The organism is Alteromonas sp. H02 (assembly GCF_059682525.1).
On the sequence record NZ_CM185021.1, the window covers coordinates 2,256,090 to 2,269,628 of the forward strand.

Annotated in this window: 29 protein-coding genes; 24 read left to right on the plus strand and 5 right to left on the minus strand. The window is 48.2% G+C overall.

The genetic code is table 11. The features are described 5' to 3' along the window. Positions 1-40: 40 nt before the first annotated feature. Positions 41-331, minus strand: coding sequence for a type II toxin-antitoxin system RelE/ParE family toxin (locus AC566Q_RS10355; RefSeq protein ID WP_105935916.1), 291 nt, complete (start codon positions 329-331; stop codon positions 41-43). Continuing rightward, a complete protein-coding gene (locus tag AC566Q_RS10360; RefSeq protein ID WP_012518669.1) occupies positions 324-545 on the minus strand; it encodes a TA system antitoxin ParD family protein in 222 nt (73 codons plus the stop codon). Before AC566Q_RS10360 ends, AC566Q_RS10355 begins: the two co-directional genes overlap by 8 nt. A gap of 185 nt (positions 546-730) precedes the next feature. On the opposite strand from AC566Q_RS10360, the gene AC566Q_RS10365 reads away from it, so the two are divergent. From AC566Q_RS10365 to AC566Q_RS10480, 24 genes are all read left to right on the plus strand, one after another. Beyond that, a complete protein-coding gene (locus AC566Q_RS10365) occupies positions 731-1,009 on the plus strand; it encodes a hypothetical protein (protein ID WP_105935915.1) in 279 nt (92 codons plus the stop codon). A 294-nt stretch (positions 1,010-1,303) separates the two neighbouring features. After that, a complete protein-coding gene (locus AC566Q_RS10370; protein WP_499616419.1) occupies positions 1,304-1,477 on the plus strand; it encodes a hypothetical protein in 174 nt (57 codons plus the stop codon). 54 nt (positions 1,478-1,531) lie between these two features. Beyond that, positions 1,532-1,744: a hypothetical protein gene (locus AC566Q_RS10375; RefSeq protein WP_499616422.1), complete on the plus strand. Its 213-nt coding sequence runs from the start codon at positions 1,532-1,534 to the stop codon at positions 1,742-1,744. A 36-nt stretch (positions 1,745-1,780) separates the two neighbouring features. Beyond that, positions 1,781-1,966, plus strand: coding sequence for a hypothetical protein (locus tag AC566Q_RS10380; protein WP_105935913.1), 186 nt, complete (start codon positions 1,781-1,783; stop codon positions 1,964-1,966). A gap of 119 nt (positions 1,967-2,085) precedes the next feature. Further along, positions 2,086-2,466: an energy transducer TonB gene (locus tag AC566Q_RS10385; RefSeq protein WP_499616425.1), complete on the plus strand. Its 381-nt coding sequence runs from the start codon at positions 2,086-2,088 to the stop codon at positions 2,464-2,466. A gap of 206 nt (positions 2,467-2,672) precedes the next feature. Continuing rightward, positions 2,673-3,113, plus strand: coding sequence for a GNAT family N-acetyltransferase (locus AC566Q_RS10390; RefSeq protein WP_105935911.1), 441 nt, complete (start codon positions 2,673-2,675; stop codon positions 3,111-3,113). Between the two features lie 106 nt (positions 3,114-3,219). Next, the gene (locus tag AC566Q_RS10395; protein ID WP_105935910.1) at positions 3,220-3,870 is read left to right on the plus strand and encodes a hypothetical protein; all 651 of its coding nucleotides are present in this window, start codon (positions 3,220-3,222) and stop codon (positions 3,868-3,870) included. A gap of 18 nt (positions 3,871-3,888) precedes the next feature. Further along, entirely contained in the window at positions 3,889-4,155 is a 267-nt protein-coding gene (locus AC566Q_RS10400) for a hypothetical protein (protein WP_146129609.1), read from the plus strand. Between the two features lie 38 nt (positions 4,156-4,193). Beyond that, positions 4,194-4,388: a hypothetical protein gene (locus AC566Q_RS10405; RefSeq protein WP_105935908.1), complete on the plus strand. Its 195-nt coding sequence runs from the start codon at positions 4,194-4,196 to the stop codon at positions 4,386-4,388. A 105-nt stretch (positions 4,389-4,493) separates the two neighbouring features. Beyond that, complete coding sequence (locus AC566Q_RS10410; protein WP_105935907.1) at positions 4,494-4,778, plus strand: hypothetical protein; 285 nt, start codon at positions 4,494-4,496, stop codon at positions 4,776-4,778. A gap of 56 nt (positions 4,779-4,834) precedes the next feature. Beyond that, entirely contained in the window at positions 4,835-5,098 is a 264-nt protein-coding gene (locus tag AC566Q_RS10415) for a PspC domain-containing protein (RefSeq protein ID WP_105935906.1), read from the plus strand. A 15-nt stretch (positions 5,099-5,113) separates the two neighbouring features. Next, positions 5,114-5,311: a hypothetical protein gene (locus tag AC566Q_RS10420; RefSeq protein WP_105935905.1), complete on the plus strand. Its 198-nt coding sequence runs from the start codon at positions 5,114-5,116 to the stop codon at positions 5,309-5,311. 10 nt (positions 5,312-5,321) lie between these two features. Further along, a complete protein-coding gene (locus AC566Q_RS10425; RefSeq protein WP_170308534.1) occupies positions 5,322-5,492 on the plus strand; it encodes a hypothetical protein in 171 nt (56 codons plus the stop codon). 50 nt (positions 5,493-5,542) lie between these two features. After that, positions 5,543-5,923: a hypothetical protein gene (locus tag AC566Q_RS10430; RefSeq protein ID WP_146129608.1), complete on the plus strand. Its 381-nt coding sequence runs from the start codon at positions 5,543-5,545 to the stop codon at positions 5,921-5,923. Between the two features lie 45 nt (positions 5,924-5,968). Next, on the plus strand, positions 5,969-6,427 hold the full coding sequence (locus AC566Q_RS10435; protein ID WP_105935903.1) for a hypothetical protein: 459 nt from the start codon (positions 5,969-5,971) through the stop codon (positions 6,425-6,427). A 17-nt stretch (positions 6,428-6,444) separates the two neighbouring features. Continuing rightward, the gene (locus AC566Q_RS10440) at positions 6,445-6,807 is read left to right on the plus strand and encodes a hypothetical protein (RefSeq protein WP_105935902.1); all 363 of its coding nucleotides are present in this window, start codon (positions 6,445-6,447) and stop codon (positions 6,805-6,807) included. A 247-nt stretch (positions 6,808-7,054) separates the two neighbouring features. After that, complete coding sequence (locus tag AC566Q_RS10445) at positions 7,055-7,432, plus strand: hypothetical protein (protein WP_146129607.1); 378 nt, start codon at positions 7,055-7,057, stop codon at positions 7,430-7,432. Between the two features lie 98 nt (positions 7,433-7,530). Next, positions 7,531-8,025, plus strand: a complete 495-nt coding sequence (locus AC566Q_RS10450; protein WP_105935900.1) for a GNAT family N-acetyltransferase — start codon at positions 7,531-7,533, stop codon at positions 8,023-8,025. A 93-nt stretch (positions 8,026-8,118) separates the two neighbouring features. Further along, complete coding sequence (locus AC566Q_RS10455; protein WP_105935899.1) at positions 8,119-8,943, plus strand: peptidoglycan-binding protein; 825 nt, start codon at positions 8,119-8,121, stop codon at positions 8,941-8,943. A 103-nt stretch (positions 8,944-9,046) separates the two neighbouring features. Continuing rightward, the gene (locus tag AC566Q_RS10460) at positions 9,047-9,358 is read left to right on the plus strand and encodes a hypothetical protein (protein ID WP_105935898.1); all 312 of its coding nucleotides are present in this window, start codon (positions 9,047-9,049) and stop codon (positions 9,356-9,358) included. Between the two features lie 128 nt (positions 9,359-9,486). Continuing rightward, positions 9,487-10,014 carry a phosphoribosyltransferase gene (locus AC566Q_RS10465; protein WP_105935897.1) on the plus strand — a complete coding sequence of 176 codons (528 nt, stop codon included), beginning with the start codon at positions 9,487-9,489 and terminating at the stop codon, positions 10,012-10,014. 129 nt (positions 10,015-10,143) lie between these two features. Next, positions 10,144-10,281, plus strand: a complete 138-nt coding sequence (locus AC566Q_RS10470; RefSeq protein WP_170308533.1) for a hypothetical protein — start codon at positions 10,144-10,146, stop codon at positions 10,279-10,281. Positions 10,282-10,369: 88 nt separating this feature from the next. Next, positions 10,370-10,762 (plus strand): Dabb family protein, encoded by a 393-nt coding sequence (locus AC566Q_RS10475; protein WP_499616434.1) that lies wholly within the window; start codon positions 10,370-10,372, stop codon positions 10,760-10,762. A gap of 84 nt (positions 10,763-10,846) precedes the next feature. Next, positions 10,847-11,719: a flagellar assembly protein T N-terminal domain-containing protein gene (locus AC566Q_RS10480; protein WP_499616436.1), complete on the plus strand. Its 873-nt coding sequence runs from the start codon at positions 10,847-10,849 to the stop codon at positions 11,717-11,719. 70 nt (positions 11,720-11,789) lie between these two features. Here AC566Q_RS10480 and AC566Q_RS10485 read toward each other — a convergent pair whose 3' ends face one another. Genes AC566Q_RS10485 through AC566Q_RS10495 form a run of 3 tightly spaced genes read right to left on the minus strand, consistent with a single transcriptional unit; the run spans position 11,790 to position 13,381 of the window. Next, positions 11,790-12,134, minus strand: coding sequence for an AzlD domain-containing protein (locus AC566Q_RS10485; RefSeq protein ID WP_499616439.1), 345 nt, complete (start codon positions 12,132-12,134; stop codon positions 11,790-11,792). Next, positions 12,124-12,858 (minus strand): AzlC family ABC transporter permease, encoded by a 735-nt coding sequence (locus AC566Q_RS10490; RefSeq protein ID WP_499616441.1) that lies wholly within the window; start codon positions 12,856-12,858, stop codon positions 12,124-12,126. The genes AC566Q_RS10485 and AC566Q_RS10490 overlap by 11 nt, the downstream gene beginning before the upstream one ends. Beyond that, positions 12,851-13,381 carry a helix-turn-helix domain-containing protein gene (locus tag AC566Q_RS10495; protein ID WP_499616444.1) on the minus strand — a complete coding sequence of 177 codons (531 nt, stop codon included), beginning with the start codon at positions 13,379-13,381 and terminating at the stop codon, positions 12,851-12,853. The genes AC566Q_RS10490 and AC566Q_RS10495 overlap by 8 nt, the downstream gene beginning before the upstream one ends. Positions 13,382-13,539: the final 158 nt, after the last annotated feature.

Below are 13,539 nucleotides of genomic sequence, written 5' to 3' on the forward strand. Positions count from 1 at the left end.
CCACGTATTTGTGCCCCAAAGCTAAGCGATACGCAATTGGTCAGAATAAATTTTTAACATCGCGATAAAAGTTTTCATGAGAGCCAAGTGCTATCAATTCAAGTATTACAGTGCCATCCTCGTAGCTGTAACCAAGTAAAGTTAACTGCTTGACCATCTTGAATTTGTACACGCGAAGAAAGGCTAGGTCGCCTTTTTTCTGGACACCTAGAAGAGGATCGGCCATTAGTTCCTTAACGGCTTTGTCCAAGTCTTTTTTCTGATTCTGATGTAACTTCTTTACTGCTCTCTTAAAATTAGCTGTCTGTAAAACACTGGTAATTTTAGCCAAAATCGTAAGGCTCCAATTTCCCAGCCTCTTTTTCAGCTTTGGAAATAATTGCCTGCTTGACGAATTCGTAAGGCAAATCAGGGTTATCTTCCATCATTTCACCTATCTTTGCCCAATGCTCAATCTGTTTTGGCATAGTTCGGTTTAGTGCTTTGCCCATAATTGTAGCTTTCTCAACTAGATCTTGGTCTAGTCTTACGCTCGCGGTTGCCATAATATGTCTCCTAATGGTTCGTCATGACATTGTAGCAATGCGCTACAGGTGTAGCAAATTGCGTATAATAAACGCATTAACACTCGCTGTGCTCGCTAGGGGCACAAACACGCAGGCGGCTTCGCCATTGTAGCCTGCCTGCAGGTGCCCAATGCCAAAAAGTGAAGAGCTAAGGAAGCTTACAAATGGATGTTATTTACGGCAAAATTACCCATGTCGGTAATTTCATTGAAGATGGTGAAGTTGTTGATATCGTATCCATTTTACCGTTGGACGAAGATTTTAACGGCGACGGTGCTTATTCGGTTGGCCAACCCGAGTTTAGCGTACTGCGTGAAGATTTCTGGTTAAATGATGTCGTTAAACCTGAGGCTCTGGTTCAGATAAAATCAGTCACAGTGCGTCCAACAGGAGAGCTGGATGAACATTCTGTGTATATAGAAACTCAGGTAGGCGTAAGCTAATGTGCCAAACATTGAACTGTTTGGGCCTCAGGGTTTCAACCTGCAGAACCACTTTGCCGTTATCGGGTACGCCGTTATGGTAAAGTTTTTATTAAGGTGAACTAGCGTAATGAAAGGGAAGTTCTTAGCCGTCGTTTTTCTATTGTTTGGTTGCCAGTGGTCCGCGCTTGCATCCGCGAAAACCACGCAGCTATCCTTATCTTAACTGGAACAAACCGTTAACCGGCTCTATTATGGAGTACGAGGCTTGGAAAATAGTGGTTACTTCGGTGCTACTGACTAAAGGATTTATGCATGATGCGATATTTACTGGTAATTGTGCCCATTATCATGGGGTGTGTGGAACTCTCATCTCGCGAATCGACGGGCATGGGGTGGCTCCTGATAGGTATTGGGGTATTCTTTTTGCTGGCCCGGTTCACAGGCCTGTTTACCCAGGCCCAGGCGGATAACGCCAACTTTGATTGATTTAGCGGTTTCGTTTTTTTGTTTTTCGCTGTTATGGCTTTTAAAGAATACTCTATGGGCTATCAGCAAAACGATTTGCTGCGCGGCATTGGGTTCACGTTGTTTGGTTTAAGCACCGTGGATGTGATGGTGGCGAGAGTACTGGCAAAAGCAAACTTAACCTCACTCCAGGCCGTAAAGAGAGTCATTAGTAGCAGATTTCAAACTGCGTTGAGATTTACCGGTCTGGGCTTTTGTGGGGCGTCCTTAGTCGTTGCCTTAAGCTGATGTTAGGAAATCAGTACGAATACCAGGAGAAGTTATATGACTAAGCAGCATAAAGCCATGAACACCCAATCCGAGGACCTCCATGAACTCGTTAAAATGCAAACTGAGTTCGCTTTAATTGAGTCAATGCTGCGGTCCAAAACGCTGAGTGCCATGGTGCTGGTGGGCGTCGTGTTATTTGAGGCGTTCGGCTATTTTCTTTACCGCATGGCAGGCGCTTAGGCTCATTTAGTGGTTGAGTCACTTTACCTTTCAACAATCTTGATAGACACTTCCACGCAATGTTATCTTTATAATAGTGAATGGCTTCACAAGAAATGGCTTAATTAATAAGGATATTTATGAAAACACTTTCACTTCTTTTATTCTCTCTTGTCTTGTTAGGATGTTCATCCACATCAGATATGTACCTGAACCAAACGCCGGTAGAAGTCACCAACGAAACCATCAGTGATTATTGGGTGCAAACGAATAATAAATTCAGGTTTAAATTACCGATCCAACGCGCCATAGGCAAAAACGAAGATGGCCATGTAACATTGCGGTTTTTAATTGACTCAAATGGTAATACGTTTAATCCGGAAATCATTGAATCTGCCCCCGAAGGCATGTGGGATTATGCCGGGGTTAAAGCGTTGTCAAAGCAAAACTTTGTGCCAGCTGAAACTAATAGCTCAAATGCGCCGGTTTATTTTACGCAGACTATCTACTTTAAGGGTTAAACCCGCGAGGCGTTTCTCGGCTGACTGCAATCGTGCTGGCGAGTTGCTCTTCTTGCCAGTACCAGCCGCTTTCGATTATTAATTTGATGGAGTTGCGCGAAGCGGCCACCTAGCAATCAGGTTGTCGTGAATGTTCAGCGCATTGAAGCGATGGATTGCGTGCCTTTCTTACTGGAGCGATTAGCTTTGTTACCTGAGGAAATCATATGAACGTTGTGAAAGTCAGTCAGCAGGATTATCCGGCCTTAATTACTTTATGGGAAGCGTCCGTACGGGCGACTCACCATTTTTTACCCGAACCGCATATTGCACAACTCAAACCATTGATCCTCGAACATTATTTTGATGCTGTGGTGCTCGGTGCGGTAAAACAAGGCAATGAGGTGGCCGGCTTTATTGGCGTGGCAGAAGGAAATATCGAAATGCTCTTTGTCCATCCCGACTTTTTCGGCAAGGGAATAGGACGTGCATTAACACTGTATGCCATACAACACCTGGGTGCCATCAAAGTGGATGTAAACGAACAAAATCCGCAGGCCATTGGCTTTTACGAAAAGATGGGATTTAAGCCAACAGGTCGCTCGGCTTTGGATGGGCAGGGTAACCCGTTTCCGCTTATTCATATGGCTATTGAGGCGGCTCAATAGTTAAGCGTTTTAATTATGGCTCGTGTATTCTGGATCATTCCTATCATTTTGATTGTCAGATCAAATCGCCATTATTTAATTTGCCGTTTTGGCTCAGGAAAATGTCGTGGTTGTGCCGATACACAATAAGCTTATTAATACCGCTGCCCGGGAAGTATTAAAACCCATAAATATGGTGCGCAAAGGGCAGTCAAGACTATGGCTGGATGACAACGGCTGGTGGGTGGCTATTGCTGAATTTCAGCCTTCACAGTGGTCTAAAGGCACCTACCTGAACGTGACCGTGAGCTGGCAGTGGTACCCCAGGGCGGATTATGCTTATGATCTTGCAAACCGGGAAAGTGCCTTTGTAGAGTTTGAGAGTGAAGAGACTTTTTTGCTGCAGGCCAGATCGCTGGCGGAGCAGGCAAAGCAACGCGTGCTTTACTATCGCGACGTGCTTTCAAGCCCTCAACGGGCCCAACAGTTTGTGTTAGCCAATACCGCGGGCGGTAGCCAACACATCTGGGCAGCACTGAACAAAGGCATGATTTGCCTGTACGCAAGAGACTTCATTCAGGCCCGGCATTTTTTTGCTGAAGCGCTGGCTTGTGATGACGAGAGAGCGTGGGCAGTACAAGCCAAAACGTTTATACAGCAACTGGTGAGTCTGCCACCGGCAGAGCAACTGTTGTTTGTGAAACGGGCGGTTGCCCAGTCGCGGCAACTGAAAAAGCGGCCAGCCATAGATATAGCCTTTGGTGAAGCGCCGAAGTAGAGGCTAAAAATGAATAAGATGACAAGTAGATCAGGCCTGGCCATATTAATAACGGTATTGTGCAGTGTGTCAGGGCAGTTAAATGCCTGTTCGCTAGTGCCGCTGCTAGAAGCCTTTGAAGCGAGCCATACTGAGGCTTTAGCCCCGGTAACGCCCAATTTTAAGGTGGCTGGGATTGAGCGAGGCAGTGACGATGGTAATTATGGCTCCTGTTCTGATTTTGGGTTTATTACTTTTAAACTGTCGGGCAGTTATCCGCGCAAGGGTATATTTTTGAGCGGGTAAGGGGAGAGTTTGAAGACCGACTGTTTGAGCCGGTAGCGGTGATACCGTCGAAGTTTATTGATGATAAAGCCTTATTTACCTTCGTGTGGCTGGATGGCAGTAGCAGTGAGCAAGAGCCCATTAGTTTCACGGTCAGCATTGTTGCGGTAAATGGGGCTGGTGAACGCAGCGAACCTCAGTACCTTGATGTCAGGCATCCCGGTATTGCAGCGCCCTGGTGGAAGTTTTGGTAGCAAGCCAGCATAAATATATTATATGTTTAATGAAATCAGGTACAAAAAGGGAGTTTTGATGCGATTTAACATAGCAAAAGCAGTGGCGCTATTTGCAACGCGGCGATGAGTGGCTGTGTAGTGCTGCCTGAAGATTCAGCTGATACAAGCCAGTGTTATCTCTCCAGTAACCAAAAATACCTTAAGGTAGTCGATTTAACTGATGGCGACACCAGTTTTTACGACTGGCAGGGAAAGATAATTGGCGTCATCACCATGCCAACAAGTGCGGTTATCTCGGCCAGCTATGTGGCGGTTAACAATGTGTTTAACTTCGGCGAAAAGCTGATTAAATGCAATGGCGACGGTGAAAGTTCAAAAATAAATAACCAGCAAAGTGCCGGGCTTTAGCGGCACAGGTTTGGGCTGTTTTAAGCAACAGCCTGGCGTGTCAAGGAAGAACACATATGGAACATCGCGTATTAACCCGCTCAAAACATGGCCTTGTCTCGGGTACTCTGAGAGGAATGGCCAATTACTACCACTTAAACCTCAATGGCTTGCAACTGGTGTTTTTGATTGCGGCAATTTTTGGTTTCGGATTCGTTATTTACCTGGTGCTGTGGATGAGTATTCCTGCTTACTCAAAACGGGAAAAGCTTTTGCGTGAAGCTCAAGCCAGGTACCAGAAAGCAGAAAACGGCTATTCACCACATTTACCAGACGATTAAGACGGGAACCTAGATATGGCGGTTTTGATTTTTCTGTCGGCCGGGTTTGTCATTGTTGTGTTGTCTCTTTTAGTTAAATATACACGTGAAATGCGCGATCTGTTGCGCGAGTACAGACTTGAAATTAAAGAGCTTAATGCCAATGTTAAGACTTTAAAGCGTCGACTTAATGAGATAACAGCAGCGCGGTCTGAAACCGGTTGCAACGAATAAAGAGCAGATTATGAAAAGTGTATATCGGTATTTACTGATTGTTGCGTTACTGATTGGTGCGCTGTCGGCGTATAGCTACGGAAGTCAAACCGGTGTGTTTTTATTTGTCGTATTGGGATTTGTACTGGAAGCTGGTTTTTGGTTTGGATTATTTCCCATCAAACGGCGAAACCAGCGCTGATTGCCTGGCTAATGTAACAAACAGCACCACGTGAAGGATTAACCACTATCATGCGCTTAACACAATGGATGTATATCCTGGTGTTGTTGCTGCCAGCCATTTTAAGGTTAGCGGAAAAACTGCTCAGTCAAACCGGTGGAATTGCCAGTCGATACGGTCCGCTTATGGCAATGGGGCTGCTGGCAATCGGCTACATTGTGGCCGCCCGTCGCTCGCCGGTGGTCAATCGGGTTTTCTGGCGGTGCAGCTTTTGGTTATTGAGTGCCTTGCTTAGCCTGACTGGTGTATATGGATTCATCCTGTTGGCTTTTGCCAGCAATATTACCGCTGGCGCCGTTTTATTGTTAACTGCGGTTATAGCGATACCAGCGCTTTCTTCGCTTTACCGTTACTCAAGTGTATCAAACACTATCTGGGACAATAACCTATAGGGCCTGTAAGGCGATTTGATACCTCTAACAACAAGGATTGTTGTAATGAAAAATACTGGTTACACCTATCAGATAAAGCGTAGTGGAAGCAACTTTTGTCAGCTGGAAAATAAGGGGCTGGTGTCTTATCAGGTTTTTTTAAGTGAGCTGGACGCCCATCTCTGGCCGCCACAAACCGGTGATAAGCTGGCCGGTAATGAGTTTACCCTTGCCGTAAAACACCTTAGCACTCACGCCGAACTCTTTGTGTCTGTGGTGGGCAGTCGGGAGGATTTTGCCTATATGGTGGGCATGGTCAACGCGCCGGCGAGCTTAAACCAGCGAGCGTTAAACGGCGGCTCCTTAAGGCGGGTACAGGTTTACCTTGCCGAACAGCACAATGAAGTACGCCGTCTATTTTCGCTATTTTTCGATGGTGAGTGGTCGTTACTGGATGAAGCACTCGGTGAACTCGCGCTGTTTCTTGAGCCACAGGAAGAAAGGGCAGAGGGTTCCCTTGATTAAGCCGTTAAGGAAATTATATGAAGTTATGGAATGATTTATCGCTCTTGCAACGAGTGGTGGTTGGCGTTGCTATTTTGCTGACAGCGATCGTACTGCCGGAAATTGCCTTTTTGGTACAGTTTGGCGGGATGGATATTGCGTTTGGCTTAATTTTAGTGGGCTTAACACCTGCAATTAACGGGCTGAAACTTCTGTACAAAAAAGTTAGAAATGCGCTCTGGTTCGCAGTGCTCTTGTTACAGCAAAGTGCCTCAGCCAAACCGCCGGTTTTTGCCGTGCAGGCCGCTTTTTGTGTTGTTGCACTCGGTTTTACCGGCTCGCTGATGTTCGGCCTGAGCTTTTTTATGCCCGCGATGCTCTTTAACGCCGCGCTCATGTAATCGGCCTCTTGCATGCAGTGACAACTTGAATGAAATTAAGCGCAATCACGTGCACTGTTGTTTGTCAGGCAGGGAACTTAATGGCAAAGGTAAAGTCTGATTTTCGTGAGCGTCATCGTAAAAAGGACTTTGCCCGTGTCACTCCTTATTTTTCTGCCTACCCAGTGCATTTCTTCTGTAAAGGCCATTAGCCCGACGGCTGTTTTTTCCGGGCTTTTTCAATCTGCACTTAACCGGGCGCAGCGTGTTGACTGAACTGGTTTTGCTTCACGAGTGGCTGGGCAGTACCACGCCGGAGTTGATGCTGGCCTTGTTTGTTGAGCCACTGATGCAATTTATTGGTGGTGTAGCGCTCATCGCGATAGCTTTGTATCACTATCAGCAAACTCGAAACCGCGGGGCATTACTGATCGTGATTGCCTTGTTCAGTTCGGTTGTCAGCTCAGTGACCATTGAGATTGGGGCGGCATTCATAGAGGGTGCCGGCTATGAACAGGTTGCTCTGTTATTACTGGTAGTGGATGGCCTTTTGTTGGTCACTTTTATTCTAGGGTTCTACCTTATTTGTCGAAACCAGCGCACAACTGCAGAGTCCGTTAGTCAGGCCTCCCGCAAATCGACGTAAATTTATTGATGTCTGCTTACAATATCCTGATTGCACCTCTTGCCGTAAGTGATAGGCTGCCTGAATAGTAAATTACTGAAAAGACAACGGTTACCAATATGATCACACTGCGCGCGTTTGCGCCGGCAGATGTTCCTGAACTGGTGAAGCTGCTTAACGATGAAGCTGTTACACGCTTCTTATCAACCAAAATCCCTCAGCCTTACACACAGGACGATGCAACCTGGTGGGTTGAGGAAGGCAGTCTGCTGGCGATGAACCGGGCCATTGAATTCAACGGAAAGCTGGCGGGATGCATCGGCGTGAATCGTGGTGAATTTGAATATGTCCGCAGTGGTGAACTGGGGTACTGGTTAGGGGGCGGGTTCTGGCAACGGGGTATAGCCTCTGCTGCTGTACGGCAGATGATTACGCAGGTGTTTGAGGATACCGATATCGAGCGTTTGTTTGCTACGGTTTTTTCTGGAAACCAGGCCTCTATGGCGCTGTTACGCAAGGTGGGCTTTGCTGAAGAAGCAGTATTACAACGCGCCATCTTTAAAAACGGCCAATTTCATAACAGTCATATTTTCAGTCTGCTTAAACAGGCTTAAGTGAGTACGTTCGGTTGGTTAATAACTGTACAGAATGGCTGGGATTGCTTACTCTTAAGGTTTGAGTATGTCAGGTGAACCACAGGAAGGTGTATGAAACAGTCTGAACTTAAGCTGGTGCAGTCGGCGTTAAAATCGAAAGGCTATTACAGTGGCGGAGTAGATGGTTTATCCGGCCCGAAAACCCGTGCCGCAGTGCATCAGTTTCTTAGCGATAATAGCGGGCAACTAAGCGCAGAGCACTGGACCGACTGGAACAACGCGCGCAAACGGGTGGCAGCTTTGCAGTTACTGGCGCTGCACAATCAGCTTGACGTGGGGCCGGTAGATGGATTGCACGGCCCGCAAACTGAATCGGCAGCCACGTTACTGCAGCAGTTATTAACGCAGGGGGCTATTGCTCGTCAATTCAGCGACATTACGCCAGTCAGGGAAAACCCTCATCAGTTTCCACTGGAAAATGAGGCAGAGCTGAATGCCTTTTATGGCCAGCCCGGCAGTATTGAACTGGTGCGCGTAGAATGCCCCTGGCTGTTGAGGCTGGACTGGGATCTCTCTACCACCACCCGGATGATTGCTATCCATGAAAAACTCAGTGATAGCCTCGTAAAAGTACTTGATGAGGTGTACCAACATTACGGCGATGCCGGCATCCAGCAACATGGGCTCAACCGCTATGGCGGCAGTTACAACCATCGTAAGAAGCGCGGCAGTGCTACCGCATGGTCTACTCACGCCTGGGGGATAGCTATCGACTGGTTTCCTTCACAGAATAAACTGAGCTGGCGCAGCGATCGCGCCAGCCTTGCCGATCCGGCACTGGATTTCTGGTGGCAAAGCTGGGAGCGTGAGGGATGGTTAAGTCTGGGGCGCAGCGAAGACAGAGACTGGATGCACGTGCAGGCGGCTAAGCGATAGCTGGCCTGTAGCGGTTTGGCTAAATTCTCCGGCGGATGAGTTGCTAAGCAGTGCCCCGGATATGATTAACTTTAACCTAATGCTAACTCACAGATAAAAACTTATGAACACATCACAACGGCAAGCCATAATAGATACCAGCTGGGACATACATAGCCAGGTTGAAAGCGCTTATTTTGAGCACCCGGCAGGGAAAGGGGATGACGCCTGGCATGACAAGCAACGTTTACTGCTGGCTGATATGGCGCTACATCTGCTGCAAACGGCAATAAAGCCCGGCGACTTGCCTCTGGATAAACTGCAAAACAACTTACATGCTATTTTAACCATCAGCGATCAGTTTTTACCGCAGGCAGGTTTAAAACACGCGACGGACACGCTTTATACCTCTGGCGACGGTGATCACAAAAGTTGATCTGGTCGCCTTGGCACGCTTTGTCGCCAGATAGCTGGCACACCAGAGTAATAACTTTTGCCGAGCGTTTATGGCAGGTAAATTGTTGGTGATCATGTTTAAACCTACCTTTTAAATCAGAGCTGCTTATGACAAACAATGCAATGGGTGCGTGTGTGCTCTCATCCGAACAAATCAGCGAAGCCGTAAAGCGCGTAGCTGATCAACTCAATGGCCTGTTTGAGCGGGCAGTGGTGATTGTAGTGGTTCCGGGCGGGATATTTTTTAGTGCCGATCTGCTGCGGCAACTCAATTTTGATGTGTTGATGGAAACTATTTCTTGTCCGCATACCCCCGGAGAGCGAAATAACGCATCGCCTATTATGTTTCATCCCAATGTGCCGCTTGCCGGCGAGGATGTTATTCTGGTGGATGACGCCATTGAATCCGGTGGAACCATGAAACGCCTGGTGGCGCATATCCGTTCTCACCATGCGGTGAAATCCATCAGTGTGGCGACCTTATTTGTAAAGCCGGGCCGGGTGGCTGTTGATGCTCAGGAATATTACGGCCTGGCTTTGCAAAGTGATGAACTGTTGGTAGGCTACGGTTTACCCTGGAAGAACAAAAGTCGCAACCTTCCTTATATCGCCAGGCTGGAAAATATAGCAGAGTAAATTTGTAACGTATTGAAAAGTAAGTACTGTCATAGTGGTGTCACCCTGTGTGGCAGACTATTGTCGTGGTAGTTATATGGCGTATCAGTCAGTATGCAGTTCGGATTTTGCAATGATTAGGAAAAAAAGATGACATTCCACACATGGCTAAAATCGCTGCCCCAACAGGAGCGTGCCGGGGTAACTACTTTACTGGCTTTTTGCGCTATTGTTGTGCTAATTGCTTTAGGCCTTACGGTTTTCGATATATTGCGTCAGGCGCTGTAAATTTAATCCGGCAACGGTAATTACCCGTTGCTCTGCGTGGCCGGTATCGCTATGGTAAAGCACATTTTTTTAACAACTGAGACAAAGTATGCAGAAATGGTGGAAGGTAGCGATAGTCGGTTTGATGTTGGTATCACCCTGGTGTGCAGCAGCCGAAGACGATGAATATGAGCCGGTTCGGCACATTGTTGTATTTAAGTACAAAGAAGGCAGCACGCCCGCCCAGATCCAGCAGGTAACGGATGCATTCAGAGCGCTGAAGGATAAGATCCCCGGCATTCTGAATTTTGAATACGGCATTAATAACAGCCCGGAAAACCTTGATCAGGGTTTTACACACATTTACCAGATGACCTTTAAAAATGCCGAAGCGCGGGATAAATACTTACCACACCCACAGCACAGTAAATTTGGTGAGTTATTGGGCGAGCTAGAAATCCTCGACGGTGTGTTTGTGGTGGATTACGCCATTAAGCCCTGAGCGGGCGCGGACTAAGTTGATTGTATTACCCTGACTTCTTCACTAAAGTAAGGTCATATAGCCTGCAGGTTTAGGGTAGTCAGGGTGATTAAAAAAGCGATATTTTGTGGTGCGTTATGGTTAATGTGTTCTGCGCAGAGCGCATTAGCCGCTTATTCTTCTATTGTTGAGGCAACCGGCGAAAGCTGCGAGGCCGAAGGGGGAGATGCCCAGCGCCTGCAACTGGCACTTACCGATGCCCGGCGCAATGCCGCTGAAGCGTTGCAAACCTCGGTAGACAGCTACAGCAAGATGAACAATTATGTGGTGGTAGAGGACCTGATTGAGTCTTATTCCAATGCCTCGGTAGAAACCCTTGATGTCTTGTCAAGGCGGCTGCAAGACGGCTGTTTAACGGTAACCATTCGCGCTGAGGTCACGCCGCAGAAAAATATCGATCAGCAATTTGTCAGTGAAGAGCTGCTTGCCGACCCGACCATTCCTCTTACCGTCAAGTTATGGCTGAGCAAAACGCAATATGCAGTAGGTGAGCAGGTGAGTATCTACCTCAAAGCCAATAAACCGTTCTTTGGACGCCTGGTGTATACCATGAACGATGGCACCCAGGTACAATTACTGCCCAACCCATACCGCAGTGAAAACCATTTTCAGGGCCAGGTGCTGTACACCGTGCCCGACGCCAAAGACAGCTTTCTGCTAGAAGTCACGCCGCCTGTTGGCGTAGAACAGCTCACTTTGTATGCCAGTACGCACCCTTTAGGCGAATTACAAAAATCGCCGGTATCAGGTATGTATCTTATTAATAACTCGCAAACGTCCTCTGATGTGCGCAATCGTACCCGGGGCATCAAAATTAAAGCGGTTAATCCGCCAACTGTTAAAACCGCAGCACCACAAAGCCCGCCAGAAGTTGCTGAGTTTGCCGAAGTGTCTGCCGATGTGGTGATCACCCGGTAAGAGGTAAATTTTCCGAATGGGCTGAGTATAAGTTAAATCATCACTCCCGTGGTACAGAGCCGTATCCCGGTTAGCTCAGTTGGGTTAACCCATAGGTCACGAACCCAAACACGACTACACCGATAAACACCGGCTTACCAAGCGTGCGGCTGCGATACCAACTGAGCAGTGTGGTGGCACAACCGGCCAGCGTGGCGATAACGCCCACCCAATCCTGCCGAACCGGTACCAGGGAAACGCCAAACATGGCGGCAATCATTAGCGGCCCGAGCAGTCCCAGCCAGGTTGGCAGGGTATTGGCCGTGTCATTTTGCTGGCGAGCCAGATGCCTGCGGGTCCACACCAGCGGCAAGGCTCGAATCAAAAAGGTGCCCGCAGCACACAAAAATATAACCAGCCAACGATTAGTGTCCATGCTCAGCTCCGGTTTTTTGGTTAAGTGCCATTAGCGCATAATAAGCCAGCGCACCGGCGGCGGCTGCCACCGGAATGGCGGCATTGGTAAATTGCAGCACTGCCAGCAATAAGGCCGTGCCAATGGTGATCCCAAGCACAATAAACCACAGGGGCGAAGTAAAACGCGGCGCAATAAGTACCAGAAAGAGTGCCGGCAGGGCAAAGGGCATAACCTCGCCAAGCAGTGGCCACTGTTGAGTCAGGCTGGCACCGGCTACCGCACCTAACGTAGTGCCCAGCACCCAGCTTGCCCAGGCCAGCAGGGCTGCGCCGCAATACCAGCCCAGGCGGGTAGCCATGGGCAACTGGGGTAAACGGTTATGCGCCAGGGCAAACACCTGATCGGTAAGCCCGTGCATCAACGCTAACCAGCGTCGCCCGGGTGGTAGCAGTGGTGTTAAATTAGGAGCATATACCACGTGACGGGCATTAATCAGCAGCGTCATTACCACTACCAGCCACGTTGATGCGCCACTGGCCAGCATCGCGACCATCAGAAACTGCGAAGCGCCGGCGTAAATCAACGCCGAAATCGCAGTGGCTTCCCACACGCTGAAATCAGCCTGAATAGCAATGAGACCAAAAGAGATTGCCACGGGAATATAGCCGCCCAGTAAGGGCATGGCATCGCGCATGCCTTGTAGCCAGGGCGACAATAAAGAAGCGCTGGAGCGATTATTCATGTTGGTTGGCCTGATGATAAATGATGGTAATTAAAAACGTGGCGCCGTGCTCACCGGTGGCATACAGGTGGGGTTGGTCGGCAACAAAAGTAAAGCTTTCCCCGGCGCTTAGTTGCCTGAGGTTTTCTGTGTTACCCACTTCCAGTTTGCCGCTTATCAATGTAATGGACTCGGTGGTGCCTGCAGTGTGGGGCTCTGCGTGGCGTGTGGTATGCGGGGCTACCGACATCCAGTAGGCATCTACCTTTGGATTATCCTGACCCTGATCAATGAGCCTGACTTCCATGCCGGTTTCACCAAAGGTGCTGTTAACCGGTGCCACCAGTGCGCTAAAGGGCATATTTAACTGCACTGCCAATCGCCAGATGGTGTCGAGAGTCGGATTACCGTTACCTTGTTCCAGCCGCGACAGGTTAGACTTGGCAATACCTGCATCGGCAGCCAACTGAGATAACGACAGCCCTCGTTCAAGACGAAGTTGCTGAAGATGCTGGCCAAGGGTGATCAGTGATGCTTTATCCATACTTTGCATGAGCAGTAAAGTTGTTCGATATATCGAACATTCTATAAAAGGAACGCTCGTTTGTCAAGTTATACCTGGCTCAACGTTTCATGTTGCACGGCAGAATGAAAGTATTGAGACGAAACTGAATAAACCGCCCGGGCATTAAGGTTGCTATT